This is a genomic window from Saccharibacter sp. 17.LH.SD, from assembly GCF_009834805.1.
Taxonomy (GTDB): Bacteria; Pseudomonadota; Alphaproteobacteria; order Acetobacterales; family Acetobacteraceae; genus Saccharibacter.
This window is the reverse complement of record NZ_WVHO01000012.1, coordinates 115,862-136,346: the sequence shown is the minus strand read 5'-3', so window position 1 is coordinate 136,346 and position 20,485 is coordinate 115,862. Positions and strand designations below refer to the sequence as shown.

Annotated in this window: 21 protein-coding genes and 1 riboswitch; of the genes, 10 read left to right on the top strand and 11 right to left on the bottom strand. The window is 48.0% G+C overall.

Annotated features, from left to right (window positions below; all coding sequences use genetic code 11):
- Positions 1-14: 14 nt before the first annotated feature.
- Positions 15-797, top strand: coding sequence for an alpha/beta fold hydrolase (locus tag GS501_RS09240; RefSeq protein ID WP_160831573.1), 783 nt, complete (start codon positions 15-17; stop codon positions 795-797).
- A gap of 56 nt (positions 798-853) precedes the next feature.
- On the opposite strand, the gene hisD is transcribed toward GS501_RS09240, so the two are convergent.
- From hisD to gmk, 3 genes are all read right to left on the bottom strand, one after another.
- Complete coding sequence (gene hisD / locus GS501_RS09235) at positions 854-2,146, bottom strand: histidinol dehydrogenase (RefSeq protein WP_160831572.1); 1,293 nt, start codon at positions 2,144-2,146, stop codon at positions 854-856.
- 19 nt (positions 2,147-2,165) lie between these two features.
- Complete coding sequence (gene hisG, locus GS501_RS09230; RefSeq protein WP_160831682.1) at positions 2,166-2,834, bottom strand: ATP phosphoribosyltransferase; 669 nt, start codon at positions 2,832-2,834, stop codon at positions 2,166-2,168.
- Positions 2,835-2,947: 113 nt separating this feature from the next.
- Entirely contained in the window at positions 2,948-3,580 is a 633-nt protein-coding gene (gmk, locus tag GS501_RS09225) for a guanylate kinase (protein ID WP_160831571.1), read from the bottom strand.
- A 92-nt stretch (positions 3,581-3,672) separates the two neighbouring features.
- Here gmk and GS501_RS10170 point away from each other — a divergent pair, with 92 nt between their 5' ends.
- From GS501_RS10170 to pqqE, 6 genes are all read left to right on the top strand, one after another.
- Positions 3,673-3,834 carry a hypothetical protein gene (locus GS501_RS10170; RefSeq protein ID WP_370517986.1) on the top strand — a complete coding sequence of 54 codons (162 nt, stop codon included), beginning with the start codon at positions 3,673-3,675 and terminating at the stop codon, positions 3,832-3,834.
- Positions 3,809-3,868, top strand: a complete 60-nt coding sequence (pqqA, locus tag GS501_RS10010; protein ID WP_370517990.1) for a pyrroloquinoline quinone precursor peptide PqqA — start codon at positions 3,809-3,811, stop codon at positions 3,866-3,868. Before GS501_RS10170 ends, pqqA begins: the two co-directional genes overlap by 26 nt.
- Positions 3,869-3,980: 112 nt before the next feature.
- Complete coding sequence (pqqB, locus tag GS501_RS09215) at positions 3,981-4,895, top strand: pyrroloquinoline quinone biosynthesis protein PqqB (protein WP_160831570.1); 915 nt, start codon at positions 3,981-3,983, stop codon at positions 4,893-4,895.
- Entirely contained in the window at positions 4,892-5,623 is a 732-nt protein-coding gene (pqqC, locus tag GS501_RS09210) for a pyrroloquinoline-quinone synthase PqqC (protein ID WP_160831569.1), read from the top strand. The genes pqqB and pqqC overlap by 4 nt, the downstream gene beginning before the upstream one ends.
- The gene (pqqD, locus tag GS501_RS09205; protein ID WP_160831568.1) at positions 5,620-5,898 is read left to right on the top strand and encodes a pyrroloquinoline quinone biosynthesis peptide chaperone PqqD; all 279 of its coding nucleotides are present in this window, start codon (positions 5,620-5,622) and stop codon (positions 5,896-5,898) included. The genes pqqC and pqqD overlap by 4 nt, the downstream gene beginning before the upstream one ends.
- Positions 5,895-6,983, top strand: a complete 1,089-nt coding sequence (gene pqqE / locus GS501_RS09200; protein WP_160831567.1) for a pyrroloquinoline quinone biosynthesis protein PqqE — start codon at positions 5,895-5,897, stop codon at positions 6,981-6,983. The genes pqqD and pqqE overlap by 4 nt, the downstream gene beginning before the upstream one ends.
- Before the next feature lie 27 nt (positions 6,984-7,010).
- Here the strand turns inward: pqqE and GS501_RS09195 are convergent, their stop codons facing one another.
- From GS501_RS09195 to GS501_RS09160, 8 genes are all read right to left on the bottom strand, one after another.
- Positions 7,011-7,820 carry a glycosyltransferase family A protein gene (locus GS501_RS09195; RefSeq protein WP_160831566.1) on the bottom strand — a complete coding sequence of 270 codons (810 nt, stop codon included), beginning with the start codon at positions 7,818-7,820 and terminating at the stop codon, positions 7,011-7,013.
- Between the two features lie 5 nt (positions 7,821-7,825).
- Positions 7,826-9,649: a glycosyltransferase gene (locus GS501_RS10165; protein WP_160831565.1), complete on the bottom strand. Its 1,824-nt coding sequence runs from the start codon at positions 9,647-9,649 to the stop codon at positions 7,826-7,828.
- A 103-nt stretch (positions 9,650-9,752) separates the two neighbouring features.
- Entirely contained in the window at positions 9,753-10,232 is a 480-nt protein-coding gene (ribH, locus tag GS501_RS09185; protein WP_160831564.1) for a 6,7-dimethyl-8-ribityllumazine synthase, read from the bottom strand.
- Position 10,233: 1 nt separating this feature from the next.
- On the bottom strand, positions 10,234-11,502 hold the full coding sequence (gene ribB, locus GS501_RS09180) for a 3,4-dihydroxy-2-butanone-4-phosphate synthase (RefSeq protein ID WP_160831563.1): 1,269 nt from the start codon (positions 11,500-11,502) through the stop codon (positions 10,234-10,236).
- On the bottom strand, positions 11,499-12,149 hold the full coding sequence (locus GS501_RS09175) for a riboflavin synthase (RefSeq protein WP_160831562.1): 651 nt from the start codon (positions 12,147-12,149) through the stop codon (positions 11,499-11,501). Before GS501_RS09175 ends, ribB begins: the two co-directional genes overlap by 4 nt.
- Positions 12,150-12,151: 2 nt before the next feature.
- Positions 12,152-13,198, bottom strand: coding sequence for a bifunctional diaminohydroxyphosphoribosylaminopyrimidine deaminase/5-amino-6-(5-phosphoribosylamino)uracil reductase RibD (gene ribD, locus GS501_RS09170; protein ID WP_237442518.1), 1,047 nt, complete (start codon positions 13,196-13,198; stop codon positions 12,152-12,154).
- Between the two features lie 121 nt (positions 13,199-13,319).
- A riboswitch (FMN riboswitch) is annotated at positions 13,320-13,474 on the bottom strand.
- 137 nt (positions 13,475-13,611) lie between these two features.
- A complete protein-coding gene (locus tag GS501_RS09165) occupies positions 13,612-14,166 on the bottom strand; it encodes a hypothetical protein (protein WP_160831561.1) in 555 nt (184 codons plus the stop codon).
- An 83-nt stretch (positions 14,167-14,249) separates the two neighbouring features.
- Positions 14,250-14,867, bottom strand: a complete 618-nt coding sequence (locus GS501_RS09160; RefSeq protein WP_160831680.1) for a Crp/Fnr family transcriptional regulator — start codon at positions 14,865-14,867, stop codon at positions 14,250-14,252.
- Between the two features lie 312 nt (positions 14,868-15,179).
- Here GS501_RS09160 and GS501_RS09155 point away from each other — a divergent pair, with 312 nt between their 5' ends.
- From GS501_RS09155 to GS501_RS09145, 3 genes are all read left to right on the top strand, one after another.
- Positions 15,180-16,043 (top strand): OmpW family protein, encoded by an 864-nt coding sequence (locus tag GS501_RS09155; protein ID WP_160831560.1) that lies wholly within the window; start codon positions 15,180-15,182, stop codon positions 16,041-16,043.
- A gap of 206 nt (positions 16,044-16,249) precedes the next feature.
- Complete coding sequence (locus GS501_RS09150; protein ID WP_160831559.1) at positions 16,250-17,368, top strand: efflux RND transporter periplasmic adaptor subunit; 1,119 nt, start codon at positions 16,250-16,252, stop codon at positions 17,366-17,368.
- Between the two features lie 17 nt (positions 17,369-17,385).
- Positions 17,386-20,484 (top strand): efflux RND transporter permease subunit, encoded by a 3,099-nt coding sequence (locus GS501_RS09145; protein WP_160831558.1) that lies wholly within the window; start codon positions 17,386-17,388, stop codon positions 20,482-20,484.
- Position 20,485 lies beyond the last annotated feature (1 nt).

Here is a 20,485-nt window from a genome sequence, read left to right as displayed (position 1 = left end):
TTCGTAGGTCTTTCATGCAGCTCGCTTCACTCATACGCAACGACAGTGATAATCCGCATGCTCCCACTGTCGTTCTTCTGCATGGCGTTTTCGGCCGTGCGCGCAATCTTGGCCTCTTACAACGCACGCTCAGCCACCATTTCAATACGATTGCCTTAGACCTCCGTTCGCATGGCCATAGCCCCCACGAACCTCTTACTTATCCTGAGATGGCTCGTGATGTGCTCGAAACACTGGATCATCTGTCCATACAATCAGCGTCATTGATCGGCCATTCCATGGGAGGGAAAGTGGCCATGATGACCAGCTTACTCGCCCCAGAACGCGTACAACGCCTTATCGTTGCCGATATTGCCCCTGCTCCAATGCATCACGGGCAAAATACCCTTGCTCAAGCACTCCTGCGCTCGCTTCCTCTCCCCGCACTCCATAATCGCAAAGACATCCACGATTTTCTTATGCCGCTTACGGGAAATCCCGCCATCAGCGATCTCCTGGGACAAAACATTACACCCGGGGACCCTGCCCATTGGACCATCGGCCTTACAGAAATCGCTAACAGCTTCGCCACTATTGAAGGATGGCCTGAGATGCCCCCCAACGCTCAGTGGTCAGGGGAAGCTCTCTTCCTTCGTGGAGAACACTCCCCTTATGTACAACCTCACCATCGCGAGCTCATCCATCATTTCTTCCCACATGCAACCATTCAAACCATCCCAGAGACTGGACATTGGCTGCATGTGGAGAAACCAAAAGAGTTTGCAGAGGCTGCCCTCTCATTCTTAATGCATTCTTAAGGCCTTACAGACACCCACCTCATGAGTTTGAACTCACGGGTGGGAAGTCTCAAAATTTATCGTCCCTTCAACCGCTCAGAAAGACTCATCGCATGGGCATCCAGCCCTTCTTCATGCGCCAAAATCGCACCAGCAGGCCCCACCTTCTTCAACCCTTCTAGGTCTGTTTCGATAGAGGTCGTGCGTTTTAAGTAATCATAAACCGACAACCCGGAAGCGAAACGCGCTGTGCGACTTGTCGGCAAGACATGATTAGGCCCCCCAACATAATCACCCACTGCCTCAGGACAAAAACGACCCATGAAAATCGCTCCTGCATGCCGGATCTTCGCACTAAACTCTCGCGGTTGATCCAGCAAAAGCTCCAAATGCTCAGGAGCAAATGCATTCACGATTTCAGCGGCCTCATCATCATTTCTTACTGTAATAATAGCACCGCAATCATGCCAACTTTTCCGAGCAATCTCCGCACGTGGCAGTGTTTCCAGCTCACGTTCCACAGCTTTCTCAACAGCATCAGCCAGTTCTGGGCTTTGCGTAATCAGTACTGATTGTGCCTGCTCGTCATGCTCTGCTTGTGCAAGAAGATCAATTGCCACCAGACGTGGATCATTCTTGGCATCAGCAACCACCACCACCTCTGATGGTCCGGCAATACTATCAATTCCTACATGCCCAAAAACTTGCCGCTTTGCCTCAGCAACAAAAGCATTCCCTGGCCCGACGATACGATCTACAGGAGCGATAGTAGACGTACCAAAAGCGAGTGCCCCTACGGCCTGCGCCCCGCCTACACGGTAAATCTCACTAACCCCACACAACTTCGCCGCAGCCATCACTAATGGATTAATAATCCCATCCGGTGTTGGCACACACATCGCCAAACGCTTCACACCGGCAACCCGGGCAGGAAGAGCATTCATAAGCACGGATGAGGGATAGGCTGCTTTGCCACCCGGCACATATAACCCGACAGAATCCAGCGAGGTCCACCGCATGCCTAAACGCAAGCCTGCCTCATCTGTATAATCAATATCGCTGGGCATCTGCGCTGAATGAAAGGCTTCAATTCTCTTGGCAGCTAACGCCAAAGCTTCTTGCGTTTCTGGTGCAACACGAGCAGCTGCTTCCTCAACCTCATCACGACTAATGCGTAGTTTTTCCGCTGGAAGAGTAAGGCGATCAAAACGTTCTGTATAGTCACAGAGCGCTTCATCACCACGTTGGCGAATATCAGCCAATATAGCGCGCACAGGCTCAACAACAGACCCACTCTGTTGTCCGCGATTAGAAAGAACTTGTTTCAAGCTTTCGGAAAAATCAGCTTGTTGTGTATCAAGACGTTTCATGAAGCATGATCCTCCCAAACTACGCAGCTACCGCGAGAGCTGCTCGAAAACGCTCAATTAAAGAGCCAATCTCTTCCGGTCTTGTCTTAAGCGCGACACGATTAACAATCAGTCGGCTCGTCACATGAGCAATGGTTTCTACCTCTTCGAGCCCATTCGCCCGCAAGGTGGACCCTGTATCAACAAGATCAACAATGACATCAGCCATATCTAAAGCTGGTGCGAGTTCCATCGCCCCATGCAGATGCACAATCTCTGCATTCACAGCACGGGACGCAAAATGACGCCGCGCAATAGCGGGATATTTCGTTGCAACACGCAAGCGTGAACGCCCTTCAGGCAAGACATCACCCGCATTTTTAGGACGCGCTACAGCAATACGACATGCGCCAATCCCCAAGTCTAACGGTGCATAAAGATCTGAATAATCAAATTCCATGAGGACATCAGCACCACACACACCGATATCCGCCCCACCATAAGCAGCAAATGTCGCCACATCAAAGGAACGCACACGCACAACATCCAACGACGGATCTGACGTTGGGAAACGCAACCGGCGACTGCTTTCATCAAGGCAATCAGGAGCAGGCTCTAACCCTGTGCGCTCCAAAACAGGACGAAGCGCCTTTAAAATACGTCCCTTTGGCAAAGCAAGAATAAGCGGCGGACTTTCTGGGTTGGTCATCATAGGCTCCCGGTCAACATAGCGACGATCATCATTATCAGCTTTTCACGCTCTACCATGTCCTCACTAACAGGGACTAGAGCCCTCAACGCGATAGCACCCCCCTAAAAGCCTCATCCCTCTGGAGACCATTGCGCAATATGTGCCGCAATATCTGAGCGCCGTTTCGATAGCATTCGCGCTGCCCGCAGAATCGCCTGAGCATCATCCACGGCCTGTTCCAAGTCCTCATTAATCACCACATGCTCAAATTCACGCCAGTGTGAGATCTCTGACATAGCGGCTTTCATACGTTTTGCAATTTCCTCCTCACTATCAGAATCACGTCCACGTAAACGCTTTTCCAGCTCTTCTAATGACGGCGGGAGGACAAAAAGCCCTTCGACATCCTCTGGAAGAGCCTTTTTCATGAGACGATATCCCTGCCAGTCAATATCGAGAACAATATCTTCCCCAGCAGCGAGTGCCTGCTCGATAGGCTTGCGCGGCGTGCCATACCCCCGCCCAAATACTTCAGCCCATTCCAACAAGTCACCTTGTTGTGCCATCTGACGAAATATTTCCATATCACGAAAATAATAATGCACGCCTTCTTCTTCACCAGGGCGTGGTGCACGGGTCGTGACAGAAATAGATGTAAAGAGACGCGATTCACGTTGCCGTAACGCCTGGGCGATAGTCGATTTTCCTGCTCCTGATGGCGCTGAAATTACTAAACATACACCCCTTCGTGACGACTGACGCATAAACGGCCCCTTTCAATAATGATTTATAGCTCTTGCCCGCATGCGCCACGAATACTACCTGACAAGCAGTACCCGAAACATCACATCAGCCTGTGATGATTTTTGTGGTGCATTACGGCGCTCTTTCCGTTAGCGTCAAACTGCCGTTGGGGGAAGCGTTGTCGTTTCGCCCAATGCCCATCAACCCCATTGCCATAGGAGAGTATTATGGCTTGGAACACACCAAAAGTGACCGAAATCCCATTGGGTGCTGAAATTAACTCTTACGTCTGTGGCGAAAAGAAATAAGCATCTCATTTTGCTTTACAAGGAATGGCTGCTTCACAGGAGCAGCCATTCCTTTTTTGACAAAAGAACGCTACGCTGCACCGCAGGGTTAAAGTAGCGGAAGATGTTGCGTATGCTGGATGTAATTGTGCTTGGTTCTGCTGCTGGAGGTGGGTTCCCCCAATGGAATTCGGCTGCTCCAGCCTGCCTCAGAGCCTATAACCGGCAAGGCACTAAACCTCGTACCCAAGCATCCATTGCCGTTAGCGCCGATGGTCAGCATTGGTTTCTTATCAATGCTTCACCTGACCTCCGCCAACAAATCCTCTCCACGCCGGCCCTTCAACATAAAGGCTCTCACCGTGGCACACCCATTCAAGGTGTCATTCTTACTGGAGCCGAGATCGATACAACAGTCGGTCTGTTCACAATGCGTGAACGGGAACCCTTTACGCTTATGGCCAGTGCGTCATCCTTAGCACAGCTCGACGCGAATCCCATGTTTGAAGCGCTCGACCGTGAACTCGTGACGCGTTACCAATTACCCTTAAAGAAACCTATTTCCCTTACACTTAAAGATGGCCAACCTTCCGGCCTCACATTAGAAGCATTCCCTGTGCCGGGAAAAGCGCCGCTTTATGCAGAAAAAAATGGGACAAACCTGGATGATTCACTGGGATTATCCATCAGTGACGGCCAAAAAACACTCCTTTATGTTCCTGGATGTGCTCACATAAATGATGAGCTCTTACAACGTGTCGCTACGGCTGACTTATTCTTCTTCGATGGGACACTTTGGCAAGACGATGAAATGGTTCGTGCTGGCTTAAGCATGAAAACGGGACACCGTATGGGGCATGTCTCTGTAAGTGGTGACGACGGCCCATTGAGGAATTTTGCAGAACATCCGAACCTGCGAAAAGTCCTCATCCACATCAACAACTCAAATCCCATCCTATTGGAGGACACCCCACAGCGTCGCATGGTCGAGGACGCGGGATGGATTGTCGCAGAAGACGGAATGACATTCCGTTTGGAGGCAGCATGACTACGCTTTTATCACCTGATGAGCTTGAGGCCCGCTTACGCCACATTGGTGCCGAACGTTACCATCGTAACCATCCGCTTCATAAAGCCATGTATAATGGTGAATTGACAAAGGGACAGCTCCAAGCCTGGGCTTTAAACCGCTACTATTACCAATCACAAATCCCCATTAAAGACGCTTACATTTTAGCACATTTGCCGACACCTGAGCTACGTCGAGAATGGCGCCATCGCATTGAAGATCACGACGGCACACACGATAATATTGGTGGAATTGCGCGTTGGCTCAAACTGACAGAAGGCCTGGGCCTTGATACAGACTATGTCAAAAGCTTGCAGGGTCTGCTCCCATCAACGCGGTTTGCTGTAGATGCCTATGTCAATTTCACACGTGATCGTTCGATACTCGCAGCCATTGCATCATCGTTAACCGAACTTTTCTCTCCCACCATCATCGGAGAACGCATGGAAGGAATGCTCAGAAATTATTCCTTCATTTCTCGGGATACGATGGCATATTTTACACCACGCTTAACCCAAGCCCCGCGTGACTCTACTTTTGCTCTCTCCTATGTCAAAGAGCATGCACGCACCCCCGAACAGCAACAGGACGTCATTGAGGCTCTAGAATTCAAATGCAACGTGCTTTGGACACTGCTCGACGCCCTTGATCATGCTTATGTTGAGGGGAACATCCCTGCTGGAGCCTTTGTCCCAGAAACGCCATGACACCATTAACTGAACAAGATAGCCCTGGCTTTACCCGGGGCTATCGCCTCCAACATGACAAAGTCCGTGACCAGTGGCTTATCCAAGCACCGGAACGAGCACTGATTGCCGACCCTATTGCTGCCATTGTTTTGCAGCTTCTCGATGGGAAGCGTTCCGTCGCTTCCATCATTGATGAATTATGTTCGCGTTTTGATGCTCCACGTGAAACAATCGCCCATGATGTTATGGCGTTACTTTCTGGCCTTATTGAAAAAAGAGTTCTCCGGCTTTGACGACACCTACCGTAGCCCCCCCTATGAGCATGCTCGCGGAGCTCACTCACCGCTGCCCGCTCTCTTGTCCTTATTGCTCGAACCCACTCGAACTAGAGCGCAAAGCACAAGAACTCGATACGCGCACCTGGAAGCGTGTCATGGACGAGGCGGCTGAGTTGGGTGTTCTTCAAGTGCATTTCTCAGGCGGGGAACCCATGGCACGCCCCGACCTGTATGAACTTATCGCCCATGCACGACATCTAAATCTTTACACTAACCTCATTACATCTGGTGTTCTTATCAATTCAGATTCCATGCGTGCGCTTGATGAAGCAGGCTTGGACCATATTCAGCTGTCTTTTCAGGATATTGATCAGAAAGAAGCCGATCGCCTCAGTGGCTTTAAGGAAGTGCAACCTCGGAAATTAGAAGCGGCCCGCCTTATCAATGAAGCCGGTATTCCCATTACGCTTAATTTTGTTCTGCAAAAACACAATATCTCTCGTATTCCCGCTATGTTTCAGCTCGCTCGCGAGCTTGATGCTCAACGTATTGAAATGGCTCATACGCAATATTACGGCTGGGCCCTCAAAAACCGTCTTGCGCTTCTCCCTTCACCAGAACAGCTTCAAGAAGCCGATCGCTATGTAAAAGCAGAAGAAGAAAAAGGCGGTCTTGCCATTGATTACGTTACCCCAGATTATTACGCGGATCGTCCCAAACCCTGTATGGGAGGGTGGGGGCGTCGTTTCATCAATATCTCCCCTTCAGGGCGTGCACTCCCTTGCCATGCAGCCGAGACTATTCCTCACCTCTCATTTGAGAATGTTCGTGAGACATCTCTTTCTTCGATCTGGTATCAATCAGAAAGTTTCAATCTCTTTCGCGGGACGACTTGGATGCCAGAACCTTGTGCATCCTGTGATCATAAAGAAGTTGATTGGGGGGGATGCCGCTGCCAAGCGCTCGCCCTAGCAGGAAAAGCAAACCTAACAGACCCCATCTGTACGCTCTCGCCATTTCACAAGGTTGTAGAAACGGCCGTTGCAGAAGCTCAAAATACTGAACCGCAAACTCTCCACTATCGGAAATTTAGTTCCTAAACTATTATAAAAATGCCGACTAATACACTAGCGCTTTTTCCACTGCCATGCCTGCTCACGCAGGCGTGTATTGAGCAAACCGCGCTCTTTAAAGCGTGGCCCCAAGAAAGAGTAAAAATACCAGTCCTTGAGTTTATAGGGTAAAAACCTATAAAGCCGCTTCTCAAGTGACGTCCACGTTACCCTTGAGCGATCATGACGCCGCGGAGAAGGACAGCACCACAGCCCTGGCGGATAAACCACTTCTCCCTCCCCCAAAAGTCTTTGAACGATTTCATGATCCTCTAACACATAGGGCCATAGGTCAGGATCAAAACCTCCAACTTTGTGATAAGCTTCTGTATCAAAGGTTTCTGCATACCCTCCTGCATGACACTCCGATGTGAAAATTCGGCTTAGTATGAAAAGCTTCACCATCCGAATACGATCACTCATCGTAAGCATATCATGCCGGACATCAGCAGCCATAACGGCAACAACATTTTTCTGATAGAACTTATCTGCTGTTTCCAAGTAATTTGATGGATAGAATGCATCAGCATCCCAAATAGCAAAACGCTTTGTATTAACGTGCTTTATTCCCGCGCGCATCGCGTAGATTTTTCCTGGTATCTCTTCATCAACAAGAATAATATCAAGATAATCTTTATAAATTTTTTTAAAATAATAAACGATATCAGGAGAGCGGTCTGTAGACCCATTATTCACAAGAATAACAGTTCTAGGAGCCGAGGTCTGCCTTACGATGCATGATAAACATTGCAGTAAATAAACTTCTTCGTTGTAGTAAGGTACAACGATCGACCAATCACTCGTAGAAATAGGTTTAATTTTCATTACAACTAGACACCAAAAGGAATTTCTATCAATTTGTTATTCGTCTGAATCAGGACACGATTTTTCTTAACACTGAGATAATTATTCCATAGACACACTCGATCCCTCAAGGAAAAAGACGCACCCTCTGTCTGCTCATAAGCTTGCCAATATAGTGCCTTCAAGGGATGGTTACAGCTAAGCTTCCAGGGTTTTTGTCTCCCCGTAAAATGGATAATTTTTGGTTTTTTTATGGCTTCTTCTCGTTCCTTACGAGAAAACATATGTTCTATTCCCTCATAACCACCATCAGAATGACTCCCTTTACGACAGTAAAACGAAGAGGGAACATTCCAACTTAACGAAATAAGGTAAATATCATTTTTATAGGCAATATTGAGAATATCTTGGTCCTGCATGATTACGGATTCGATATTATTATAGAAAATATCCGCATAAAGAAAATCAAGATTTTGATATCGCTCACGCGCTCTTTTAAGATCAAACACAAAAACACCAGCATTAATGTAAGGCGTCTTTCCTTGCGTTTTAAATAACCGCCACTCTCCTACGCGGCCGCTTTCATCTCCTACAGCACCAATAATGTGATGATTTAAATCAACATTCCATAAATCAACAATATCTTCACATAGAATTATGTCTGTATCTAGATAAATAACTCTCTCAATATCTTTACCAAGCAATTTATGTATTAATAATCTATAGTATGTATTTACATTAACATGACTTCTATTTAAGGGAAAATCATTAATAAAACTCTCCCCTACCGATAAGAACTCTATGGAAACTTTATTTTTATACGTTTTTCTTATTTCATTTCGAGTCTTCTCAGAAAGTTTCTCATCATGAATGACATAGAATGTTATTTCTTTGCATGATGTTGTGTGCTGCAACACTGAATTAATTGTTGCATAGGCTGGTTTCACATAATGGTCATCAAACGAAATGACAATATTTATCTTTCCACCAAACAAAATTCTTGTAGACAAATACTGCTTCACATTATTTTCGTGTGCAGTAATACGAGCTACAATGTCACGGCGTGATAGCGTATAATCCTGGTCATCAATATAAACAATCGGAGATCTCTTTACCTTTATCTCCTTATGCGTTGCATAAAGAGAATTCATATCAATATTCCACAATATTTCTGCTAAAAATTCCCAATTTTGACGCTGAAACCCAATACGCCCTGCCATAGGCATCTGAGCTCTCATTTCGAAGAGAACATCAAATAAAAATTTACCGTGCGCTTGAAAAAGCTGCTTCTTCATAACGAAAAGATGCCATGGCATCATCTCTGTTCCATGAAGGAATTTGAGAGCGTGAATATATTTTTCTGGATAACGCTCCCGTATAAGACCCAACATTAAATTTATTTCTGATGCTGTCCCGCCCTCACTGAGATAAAAATCGTAAGGCGTTTTGACATCATTCAATACGGATAATTCGTGGACCGGATAAATACAGGGTAAAACAAGATCATATTTCCGGGAGAAAGAATAAACGGACTTCTTGGTCCACCCATAATAATGACAAAACGGTTTTGAAAAACGCGCGATAGACCCATCATCCCTTTTGCCTTCAGCAAAAGAAAGATAGCGCGCCTCTTGCATCCACCCCGTCATATCATGATTCGTCTGTTTCCAAACGTTATAAAGCGTTGCTACACGCCCCCATTCAGGGAATTGAATACCCTCATTCTCTCTGCCAGTATTGAGCTTTTCATCTTCTTTTGATATCGAAACAGTGTAAATAGGAGAAAACACATCACTCTGTAATATTGGGTATACCCTGGCCTGACTTATATAAACACATATATCGACCACGAGCTTCCCTTCTCTTCACAGAACTAAACAGCTTCAGGGAGAAAGCTAACAGAAAGAGGAGAATTCTCAACACACCTCTCCTCAATCTTTTCCTAAATTATTATTAGGATAACATCGCCTCTCGCAGAAAAGATGCTGCTTCTATGCAAGCCGCAGCAGCTTCACGCCCTTTATTATGCGCATCATCCCGTGATCTCACAACGGCTTGTTCTTCAGTATATGTTGTTAATATACCAAACGATATGGGCGTTTCCGTATTGAGCTGAGCCTGCATCAGGCCAATTGTTGCTCCCATTGAAATAAATTCAAAATGCGCCGTATCTCCCTTGATGACACATCCCAAACAGATGATCCCTTCATAACGACGTGTCTTCGCCAAAGACTGTGCCATGATCGGTAGCTCAAAAGCTCCCGGAGCATCAAAAATATCAACGTCATCAACGCCATGTTCCTCAAGCCATTGAAGAGCCCCTTTCTTCAACCCTCCAGTAACCTCGGTATTAAACCGGCTCACAAGCACAGCAATTTTTGGCGCTGGCGACAGTCGTAATCCCTTAGGGGCCGTCGCGATATGCTTACTCATGTTAACTCTCCTGAAGAAAATGCCCCATACGGGTTCTTTTAGTTTCTAGATAATGTCGATTAAAAGGATTGGAAGGGACTTCTAAGCGCTCTACCCCTTCAATCTTAAAGCCCTCGTCAATAAGACCCTGTTCCTTCGCAGGATTGTTGGTCAGTAATGTAAGTGTCGTAACACCTAAAGCACGTAAAATATCCGCGGCCATATTCCAACGCCGTGCATCAGCAGGAAGCCCTAGCGCTTCATTTGCTTCAACTGTATCCAATCCTTGATCTTGTAGCTCATAGGCGCGTATTTTGTTAACGAGCCCAATGCCACGCCCTTCATGGCCACGCAGATAGACTAAAACACCATTTTCAGACTCGGCTATGCGATGCAGTGCCTCGCGCAATTGCGGCCCGCAATCACACCTTAACGACCCTAGAGCATCCCCCGTGACACATTCTGAGTGCAACCGCACTAATGGAACCCCCTGCGTAAGGTCCCCTTTCACGAGAGCTAAATGCTCCTCTCCATCATCAGCTCTAAAAGCATGAACTTTTAAATCTGCCCCGCCACACAAGCTTGGCAAATCTGCTACGGCAATCGCCGCATGTTCAGACAATTCTCTCTTAGGCGTAACCGATTTTCCTTCGATCCCCTTAACCGCATCTCGCCCATGCTGAAGGATCCAGGCTCGCATCTCTGCAATACTAATCAAAGGGAGATCATGCCGTAAGGCATAGGACCGAAGATCCTTTAAACGCATCATGGTGCCATCTTCAGCCATGATCTCACAAATAACGCCAGAAGGCTGCAAGCCAGCCAAGCGCATAAGATCAATCGCTCCCTCCGTATGCCCCTCTCTAGCAACAACACCATCAGGATGCGCTCTTAATGGGAACATATGACCGGGAGAAACAATATCACTCGGTTTTGCCTCCGGATTTGACGCCACCCGAATGGTCCGTGCACGATCCCCTGCTGATATCCCTGTCGTGACGCCCGTTGCCGCTTCAATTGATACTGTGAAAGCTGTGCCACGCGGATCACGGTTCTTTTCCACCATAGGAGGCAACCCCAAACGGTCAATTTGCTCCGCCTCCAATGACAAGCAGATAAGACCGCACGCCTGACGTGCCATAAAATTGATTGCCTGCGGTGTCGCAAACTGAGCCGCTAAGATGAGATCACCCTCATTCTCCCGGTCTTCATCATCAACCATCACAACCATACGGCCCGCCCGTACAGCCATAATAGCGGCTCTAAGCGCTGGAGATAAACCCTTACTCATAGGACATCTCCTACCCGGTCAGCGACATCTTCAGGTGAAAATTTCAGGAGATTTTCAACATATTTTGCCATGACATCAACTTCCACATTAACATGTACACCTGATGTCAATGTCGATAAATCCGTATGCGTCCAGGTATGTGGAATGATCATCAAACCAATTTCAAAACCCGATCGCCCCTCATACGTCACACCATCACGCAACGTATTAACAGTCAGACTAATGCCATTCAGCGTAATCGATCCTTTTTCCACGACATAACGACGCAATTCTTGCGGCAGAAACATCACAACATGATGAGAATCACCGATCTTTGAAGCCTTTATAAAGAAAGCAACCGTATCAACATGTCCTTGAACAATATGCCCAGAAAGACGCGTGCTCAGCGACACAGCTCGCTCCAAATTGACGCGGCTCCCCTTTGTAAGTTCTCCCAACGCAGTCCGCGACAATGTTTCACCACTTAAGTGGAAATCCATCGTCCCATCCTGGGTGAAGCGCTCTACCGTCAAACACACGCCATTGACGGCAATACTTTCTCCCGCAACCAAATCATCAAAACCACCTGACACACGCAAATCCATGGCATGTTCACGCACATCGGCAACCTCAACATGCCCAACTCGATCAATAATTCCTGAAAACATCTTTATACCTCCCCATCTGGCTGAAAAAACACCAGCGGGCTCACCATCCCATCTAAATGTTTTCGTTGTTTCCACGTTGCTGTATCTGCTTCGCCCTTGTGCCCTTGCTGAATCGTCAACCAATCATCCCACAAGGCTTCGTGCTCTAAGGTACGCAGCAAGGACGGGCCACCTTCAACCAAAGCCCAATTCACACCTTTTTGCTCTAGAGTATGAGGTAATGCCTGAATATCAGAGCATGTCTCCACGATAAATCCATCTTCCTCGCGGGCTTGTCGCCATCCTTCAGGCAAACGCTGCGAACGATCCATCACCACTAAAAAACGCGGCTTATATCCCGCATGGTCATCAACATGACGCACCGTGAAGGAAGGATCATCAGACAAAACCGTCCCAATGCCAGTCACAATCGCATCCACTGCACGACGCAAACGATGGGCCAATATCAGGGACGCTGACGATGTGAAGGTTCTCTGTCCGACAGGTGGCTCCATTTTACCGGACACATTGAGAGCCTGCTTAACGGTTATCCAGGGACGCTTTCGTTTTATCCGACTTGCAAAAGGCGTCAGCAATGCACGACATTGCTGTGCTTCTGCAGCATATTTCGGCTGATCTTCCAAAAAGAAAACGTGTTTGGCTCCCTCGCCGTGCTTCAACGCCTCTCCACCTCCCGTCGCTACAGGATTAGGATCCCGCACACCAATCCACACTTCTTTGACAGGGCTTTGACGTAAACGTTCACTACAAGGCGGCGTCCGCCCATGATGGGCACATGGTTCCAGCGTCACCAATGCCGTATGAACATGCTCAAGCAAATTTCCTTGTCGCGCTGCTTCAAGCGCAACCACCTCCGCATGAGGCTTTCCTGCAGCTTCGTGCACACCTATAGTTAACACACTGCCATGTTTATCAAGCAAAACACACGCAACCGACGGGTTAGGTGAAGTTGCCCCTAACGTCGGCACAGCACGCTGCACGGCCAACCGGAACCCATTTCGTATGGCTTCCGTATTCTCTTCATTTTGTGCCTGGTCTGACACAGCCATTTTCAAGTCCCCACTCCCAACAGGGACGTTCACGGCAGCTGTACGCCTTCCTCTCCCTTACACAAAGCCAAAACGGAAAACCCAGCGACAGCCACGCTTTCCCCGCCCGTGCAGGACCGAAGAGCGTTCTCTCTCATCCGGACTATAACCGTCGGCTCCGGAATCACACCGGATCTGCTTGTCCTCTATAGGAACCTATAGAGCGCTCGCGGGCTGGGATTGCCTAAGCTCTCCATCACCGCCGGTAGGGAATTACACCCTGCCCCAAGAACGTCTTTAATTTCTCTTCCCCAATATGGCAGACATCCTATAAAAAACAAGGGGTGCTTCCACGCTGTAGAAGCACCCCAACACTGAAAAAGCTCTTCCCCCTCACAGAGGAAAATTCATTCAGCAGATCACCACTTACGGTGTTACCAACCCTGACCCAAATTCTGTACGCCCTGCTTCATTTGGTTCATCTGGTCTTGACCCTGCTGTTTCAACTTATTGACCTGATCAACCTGATTTTGACCCTGCTGCTTGTATTTATCGATCTGATCCTGACCTTGCTTCTTGAACTGGTCAACTCGGTCTTGGCCCTGTTTCTTGAACTGATCCACACGCTCTTGAGCTTGCTTACGGGCGTCTTCTGGAGCGTTCTGGAGACGTTCCTTCGCCTTTGTCAGCTTATCCTTCTGAGCATTAAGCTTTTCTTTCTGCTCATTGATTTTGGAGTTTACCCTATCAATACGCTTCTGAAGCTTTGCACGCTCTCTTCCTGAAGCATTCTGATATTTCTCTTTAAGATCTTTCAGCTTCTGCTCTTGAGCCTGTTCGCTCTTCGTTAAAGAGTCATACCGGCTTTGCAGCTTGTTGGTCATTGACGTAAGAGGGGTCAACGCGGTGCTGTCGTCAGCATGAGCCTGAGGAACCAACGCAAAAGATGATGCTAACAGGGTAACAGAAAAAAGAGCACGAATGTTCACGACATTCTCCTCACAATCAAAAGAAACTCTGCATTACATTCAACACAGAGAAATGACAGAAAGATGGCATTCCAAATAAAATATCAACCCAAGCCTTCAGCAATATCAACCAAACGATAAGGCTCCAACAACGTTATACCTGTGATTCCACGCACTGTAATCAGCCGTTCTTTTTTAAAAAGACCAAATGTACGACTCACAGTTTCAATCGTTAGCCCTAAATAGTCTGCAATATCGGTTCTCGGCATGGCTAAGTTCACCAATACAGGTCCATCCGGCACCGTCAACTGGTCGCGCCCCTTACGGCACAACATAGAACAACTCTGCTCAACCAAAAATGTCGCTAAACGCTCTCGCGCTGTCTTACGTCCTAACAAAACAAGACGCCGCTGCATCTGGATCAGCTCTCTCGATGCCTCATCGCGTAAACGTTGTTGCAACCGTGGAAACCGTTCCGTTAAACGTTCTATACTCGAATGCGAGAAGCGACATAACATCACGTCGCCTAAGGCTTCTGCGCTAAAGGCATAATTCTTTGCCGCCGCTAACCCTAAAAAATCCCCTCGCCGCGCAAACCCTGCAATTTGCCGCCGCCCATCGGGCAGCAAATTAAATAATTTCACACGACCATCCGTTAATACGTAAAAATCGTGTGCAGGAGTTCCTTCTTCAATAAAAGCACGCCCACTTGGAATATGGATTCTCGCAGATTCAGCAGCAAGAAAGGGTAAATCTTCATCACAGATGACATTACAAATACTATCTGCCCGGCCGGGACAGTGTGCGCAACGGTCACGTACTGCATCACCAATACTGGATGTCACCATAATGTTCCCCCGTCCTCATTTACCCGGCCCGTATCGATTACAGGGTTTAGCGGCTAGTGCAAAAATAACACAACCAATAACAGTTATAATTTTTGTTACCTTTTTTGATTTAGATCAAGGAGGTTATAATGCGTTAATGTTTTCTCAGGGGCAGCTCGTCGGAAAACATCGGGACTTGGACATTACATGCAACGTTCACTTTTGAAAATTACGTCTGCTGCTGTCGGCCTCATCGCCACATCAACATTCGCCTTTGCCTCTGCCCCCAAAACACAGGCTAATGTTACGTCCTCTTCTTCGATGCAAGCTGCACCAGACCCGACGGTGCACCTCCGCCCCCCAGAAAGCCATAGTTGCGGCATCTTTGAGACATGCGCCAATACAAAAATTGGTCTTGGCAAGGGGGACTTCCTCATTCGCCTCTCCGCCCTTGGCTTGATTACAAACAACACCCATTCTTCTGTCAATATTCGCAAAGCCCCAGACGCTCTTGCTGCTATACGTGGCCGCCAAGGTCATATTTCGGCAACCAATCAGGTAGCTCCTGAATTCACCTTCGAATATTTTCTAACAGATCATATTTCCTTAGATGTCATCGCAGCATCACCCCGCCATGAAGCCCGTGCCCACGGTACGAAAGTTCCTAATCCTATCTCAACAGGGCCTAATCACAATCTTGATGTTGGTAGCTTCTGGGTTCTGCCTCCTACCTTAACAGCGGCATGGCATTTCCGCCCCCATAAGCGCTTTAACCCTTATGTCGGTATCGGTATCACTGTAGCTTTCTTCCACAATACCAGCCCAGCCCAAAATAATGGGGTGAAAGCCGTGTTCGATAAGCTCAAATTAGAGCCCACAGTAGGACCAAGCTTCAACCTCGGATTCGATTATCAAGTCGTCGGGAATTGGTTCTTTAACTTTGATATCAAACAGATTCTTCTATTGGATACACCTGTTCACTTGAACAGTCACTCAAACCCTATCCGGGTACATGCTCATGATAGCATCAACCCCACGGTTATTGCCGGAGGTATTGAGTACCGTTTCTAATACCTCCAATTGACTTTCTTTTTTCTAAATAGAAACCGGACAATACAGACTGTATTAGTCCGGTTTTTTTATTGAGCGTAAATACAGCTATATTCCTGCATTCTCTCCAAACATGACAAATGTTTCAGCTATGAAATCGTGACATAAAATCTATTTTATGGCAGAAGTGCGCGTCTTTCTGATCACAGAAGCAGGAACCTCGAAAGATGCGTGTTTCACGTGCAACCATTGTTACCGCTATACTGTTTCTGCTTGTTGTTTTAGGCGGTTGGGAGATATGGCGCGGCACGCATCATTCAGACCTAGCACAACGAGCAGCCCCCATGCTTTCCCGAGATGGGGACGCTATTAGAGTCCGCGCCGATAGCACACTTCATGACAGACTGAAGATTGAAGCTGTTACAGTGAACTCCCTTCCCCGGCATCTTGATCTACCTGCACAGATTATAACCGTTCCGGGTCGAAGCGTGAATATCTATACACCTGTCACCGGTCGCATGGCTGATATCCGTGTCCAACCAGGACAAGTCGTGCAAAAAGGAGAAGTGTTGGGCATCCTTTATTCTGGAGATCTTGCTCAAGCTTGGGCAGATCAACGCAAAGCTCAAGCCACCCTTACGCTTACGCGCAAAGCATATAAACGCGCTACGGCGGTTCTCTCTGCTGGAGGGAATGCCGTTAAAGACATGCAATCAGCGCGTAATGACCTCGAACAAGCTGAAGCTGAAGCAAGCCGTGCTAAAGAACGCCTTAATGCCCTCAACGCTACCGGCGCTGAAGGCTATCAACCTCTTATTGCTCCGTTTACAGGTATTGTTGGATCTATTTCCGTAGGAATGGGTCAAAACGTGACGGATGCTACGAGTGCTCTCATGACACTTGTGGATATTAGTGATGTCTGGATCGCTGCCAGTGCTCCCGAGACCTCACTCCCACTTTTACGCTCTGACATGACATTAAGTGCAACCTTTGCAGGCCAAACCTGTAATGGTCCCGTTACTACAAGGGATCCCGTGCTCCGTACAGATACACGCCGCCTTAACCTTTATCTACGTTGTGACAACTCCCAAGGTCTGCTCCATCCAGGGCAATTTACAACGGCTTCCTTGAGTGTTCCTGACCGCACTCAACTCCTCGTACCGAAAACCGCTCTCCTTATGAATAACGACGAGATTTCCGTTTTTGTCGAGACAGCTCCCAATGTTTACCATCGTCGTGTCGTAACCGTTAGTTATGATGAAGGCGATAATGTACGTGTCCAATCAGGTCTTACCGCCGGCGAACGCATTATTACGCATGGCGCCATCCTGCTAAACGATAACTGACCAGGAGGGCAGGCTCTATGCATATTGAACGTTTTATCGCCTGGTGTTTTGCACGTCGTAAACTCATTTTCTTTCTCTCTGTTTTTATAGCCGTTGCCGGTGCTTTTGCCTGGCAGCAACTTCCTGTTGAAGCCTACCCGGATTTAGGTGCTACAAGCGTACAAATTACGACACAAATGCCAGGGCTTGCGGCAGAGGAAATGGAACGACAGGTCACCATCCCAGTTGAGCGTGGTCTGGCCAGTGTTCCAGGCGTCGTGGAAAGCCGTTCAAGCAGCACTTTTGGACTTTCTCTTATTACGCTTATTTTCCGTGAAGGGATGGATGTTTTCCTCGCACGCCAGCTCGTCCAAACACAATTAACTACCCTGCAGCTTACCAATGGCGCACAACCTTCCCTTGGGCCTTTATCTGGCCCTAGTGGAGAGATTTACCGCTACACGTTGGAGTCTGATGACCAAAACCTTATGGCACTTTCCGACGTCCAACGTTGGGTTGTCATCCCAGCTCTTCAGCATGTACCGGGTGTTGTTAATATCGACAATTTCGGTGGGTTTACACGCGAATATCAATTGATACTCGACCCTAATGCACTCATTCGTTACGGCATTGGCCTCAGCGATGTGATGAACGGCATTCGCAACAGCAATACGAACGCAGGTGGTGGACGCGTCTCTCGAGGAGAGCAATCCTATATTATTCGTGGGGTTGGGCAAATTCACTCACTCGAAGAGATGAATGATATCGTCGTCAGCCATCACGATGGTGTTCCGGTCTTATTGCACGAGCTTGGTCATGTTGAATTTGGCCATCAAGTTCGTGAAGGTATGCTCGGGAAAAATGGTAACCCTGATACGATTGAAGGGGTTGTCACCATGCTGCGTGGAGAAAACCCCTCAAAGGTTCTTGATGACCTTCATGTAGCTGTTGATAAATTACAGAAACGCCTTGCCCCGATGCATATGCGGATCGTTCCCTATATTGATCGTGATGTACTCGTTCACGCAACGATTGATAAAGTCGGTGAAACCATCACCGAGGGTATTGCACTCGTTCTCATCATCTTAAGCTTCTTCCTTGGCTCGCCACGTGGGGCCGCCATCACAGCAATTACAATCCCCTTTGCTCTTGCTTTCGCCTTCATACTCATGCGCGCTTGTGGGATGGCCGCGAACCTTTTTTCACTCGGCGCCGTCGACTTCGGTGTCATTGTGGATGGATCGATTGTGATCACTGAGGTTATCCTTCGTTTACGCGAAGATAACCCAACAGCGCCTCTCGAAAGCGACACGGTGCTCAGTGTTGCCCGTCGTGCAGGCCGCGCTATTTTCTCTTCCACCTTAATTATTATTGTGGCCTATAGCCCCCTCTTCGCTTTCCAAGGAAGCGAAGGAAAGCTTTTCCGCCCAATGGCGTATACGGTAAGCTTTGCTCTTCTAGGTGCGCTCCTGTGCGCTCTTTCGCTTACCCCAACACTTACCTTTTTGGCTCTCCGTAAACCCCGCCCCATTTGGCACAACAAACCTCTCGAATGGCTCCATACCCATTATGAGCGTCTTCTCGGCCATGTCATTGATCGCCCACGGACAACTTTCACTTTTGCGGGCGCAGCACTCATAGCCGTCATTGCTCTTGGAATCAGTACAGGACGCGAATTTCTCCCTGATCTTGATGAAGGCGCTCTTTGGCTCCAAATACAGATGCCAACGGCTATTTCCTTGGAAAAAGGCCAAGAAATGGCATCAGAGATACGCCGTGCTGTTCGTGAATTTCCTGAAACATCATACGCTATTACACAGCTCGGGCGTTCAGATGATGGGACAGACCCATGGACGCCGTCTCATATTGAGATGCCTGTTGGACTCACACCCTATAACCAATGGCCCTCTGGAGAAAGCAAAGCCGATTTTGTTGCACGCCTTCGCAGTCGCCTTTCTCATATCCCCGGCATCAGCTTTTCCATCAGTCAACCAATCCAAGACAATATGAGTGACCTCGTCGGCGGTGCGCATAGCCCCCTCGTCATGCGTATCTATGGCAATGACTTTCATGAGCTTCGCCGTATTGGTCAGCAAATCGTCAATATACTATGGCAAGTTCCCGGAACCGTTCAAGCAGCTATTTTCCAGGAACCCCCTATCCCACAAATTGAAATCAGTACCAAACGCCTCAGAGCAGCACGCTATGGGCTAAATGTCTCTGACATTTCAGATGTCGTTAACTACGCTATTGGCGACTCCCCTCTCACGACTGTCATTGAAGATGGACGTTTCTATAATGCAACATTAAGGATTGACACGACCCATCGTTCCAATTTGGAGATGCTCAAACAAATTCCCGTAGCAACAGCTGATGGTGCCGCTATTCCTCTTGGCGACGTCGCTGATATCCGCCTTCATATGGGGGAAAGCAACATTGCTCACGAAATGGGAGAACGTCAGATTACACTCCAGGTCGATAATGGCAGTCGTCCTATGTCGCAATATCTTGCTGATGCACAAAAACGAATCGATCAGGCAGTGCAGTTCGACCATCAAAATTACCGCATGGAATGGGCAGGGTCTTTCCAGCAAGCACAAGAAGCTCAAAGGCGTCTTATCATTGCACTTGGCGTCATGTTTGCTGTGATGCTCGGCCTTCTTTACGCAGAGTTTCAAAAACTGCGCCAAGCTGTTCTTATTTTAGGGATCGTTCCCCTCGCGACATTAGGAGGACTTATTGCTCTCCATTTACGCAACGAAACCCTTAATATTGCGACAGCCGTCGGCTTCATTGCTCTCTTTGGTGTTGCCATTCAAAATGGCATCATCATGATCTCGAGTATTAATCGACACCGCCACGAAGGTCACGATGTTCGTACAGCAACTATTCAAGGCGCTGCTGAACGCTTCCGTCCTGTTCTCATGACGGCAACTGTTGCAAGTGCTGGAATGCTTCCCGCCGCTCTCGCCACAGGAATCGGGACTGATGTGCAACGCGGCCTGGCCACTGTCGTGGTAGGCGGATTGGGTATTGCAACCTTGCTAACGCTTTTCATTCTTCCAGTCTTCTTCTGCCGTATGGAAGAACGTATTGAACGCCGCGCCGCATCCGCCCAAGAGAAGGGAACACCCTAAT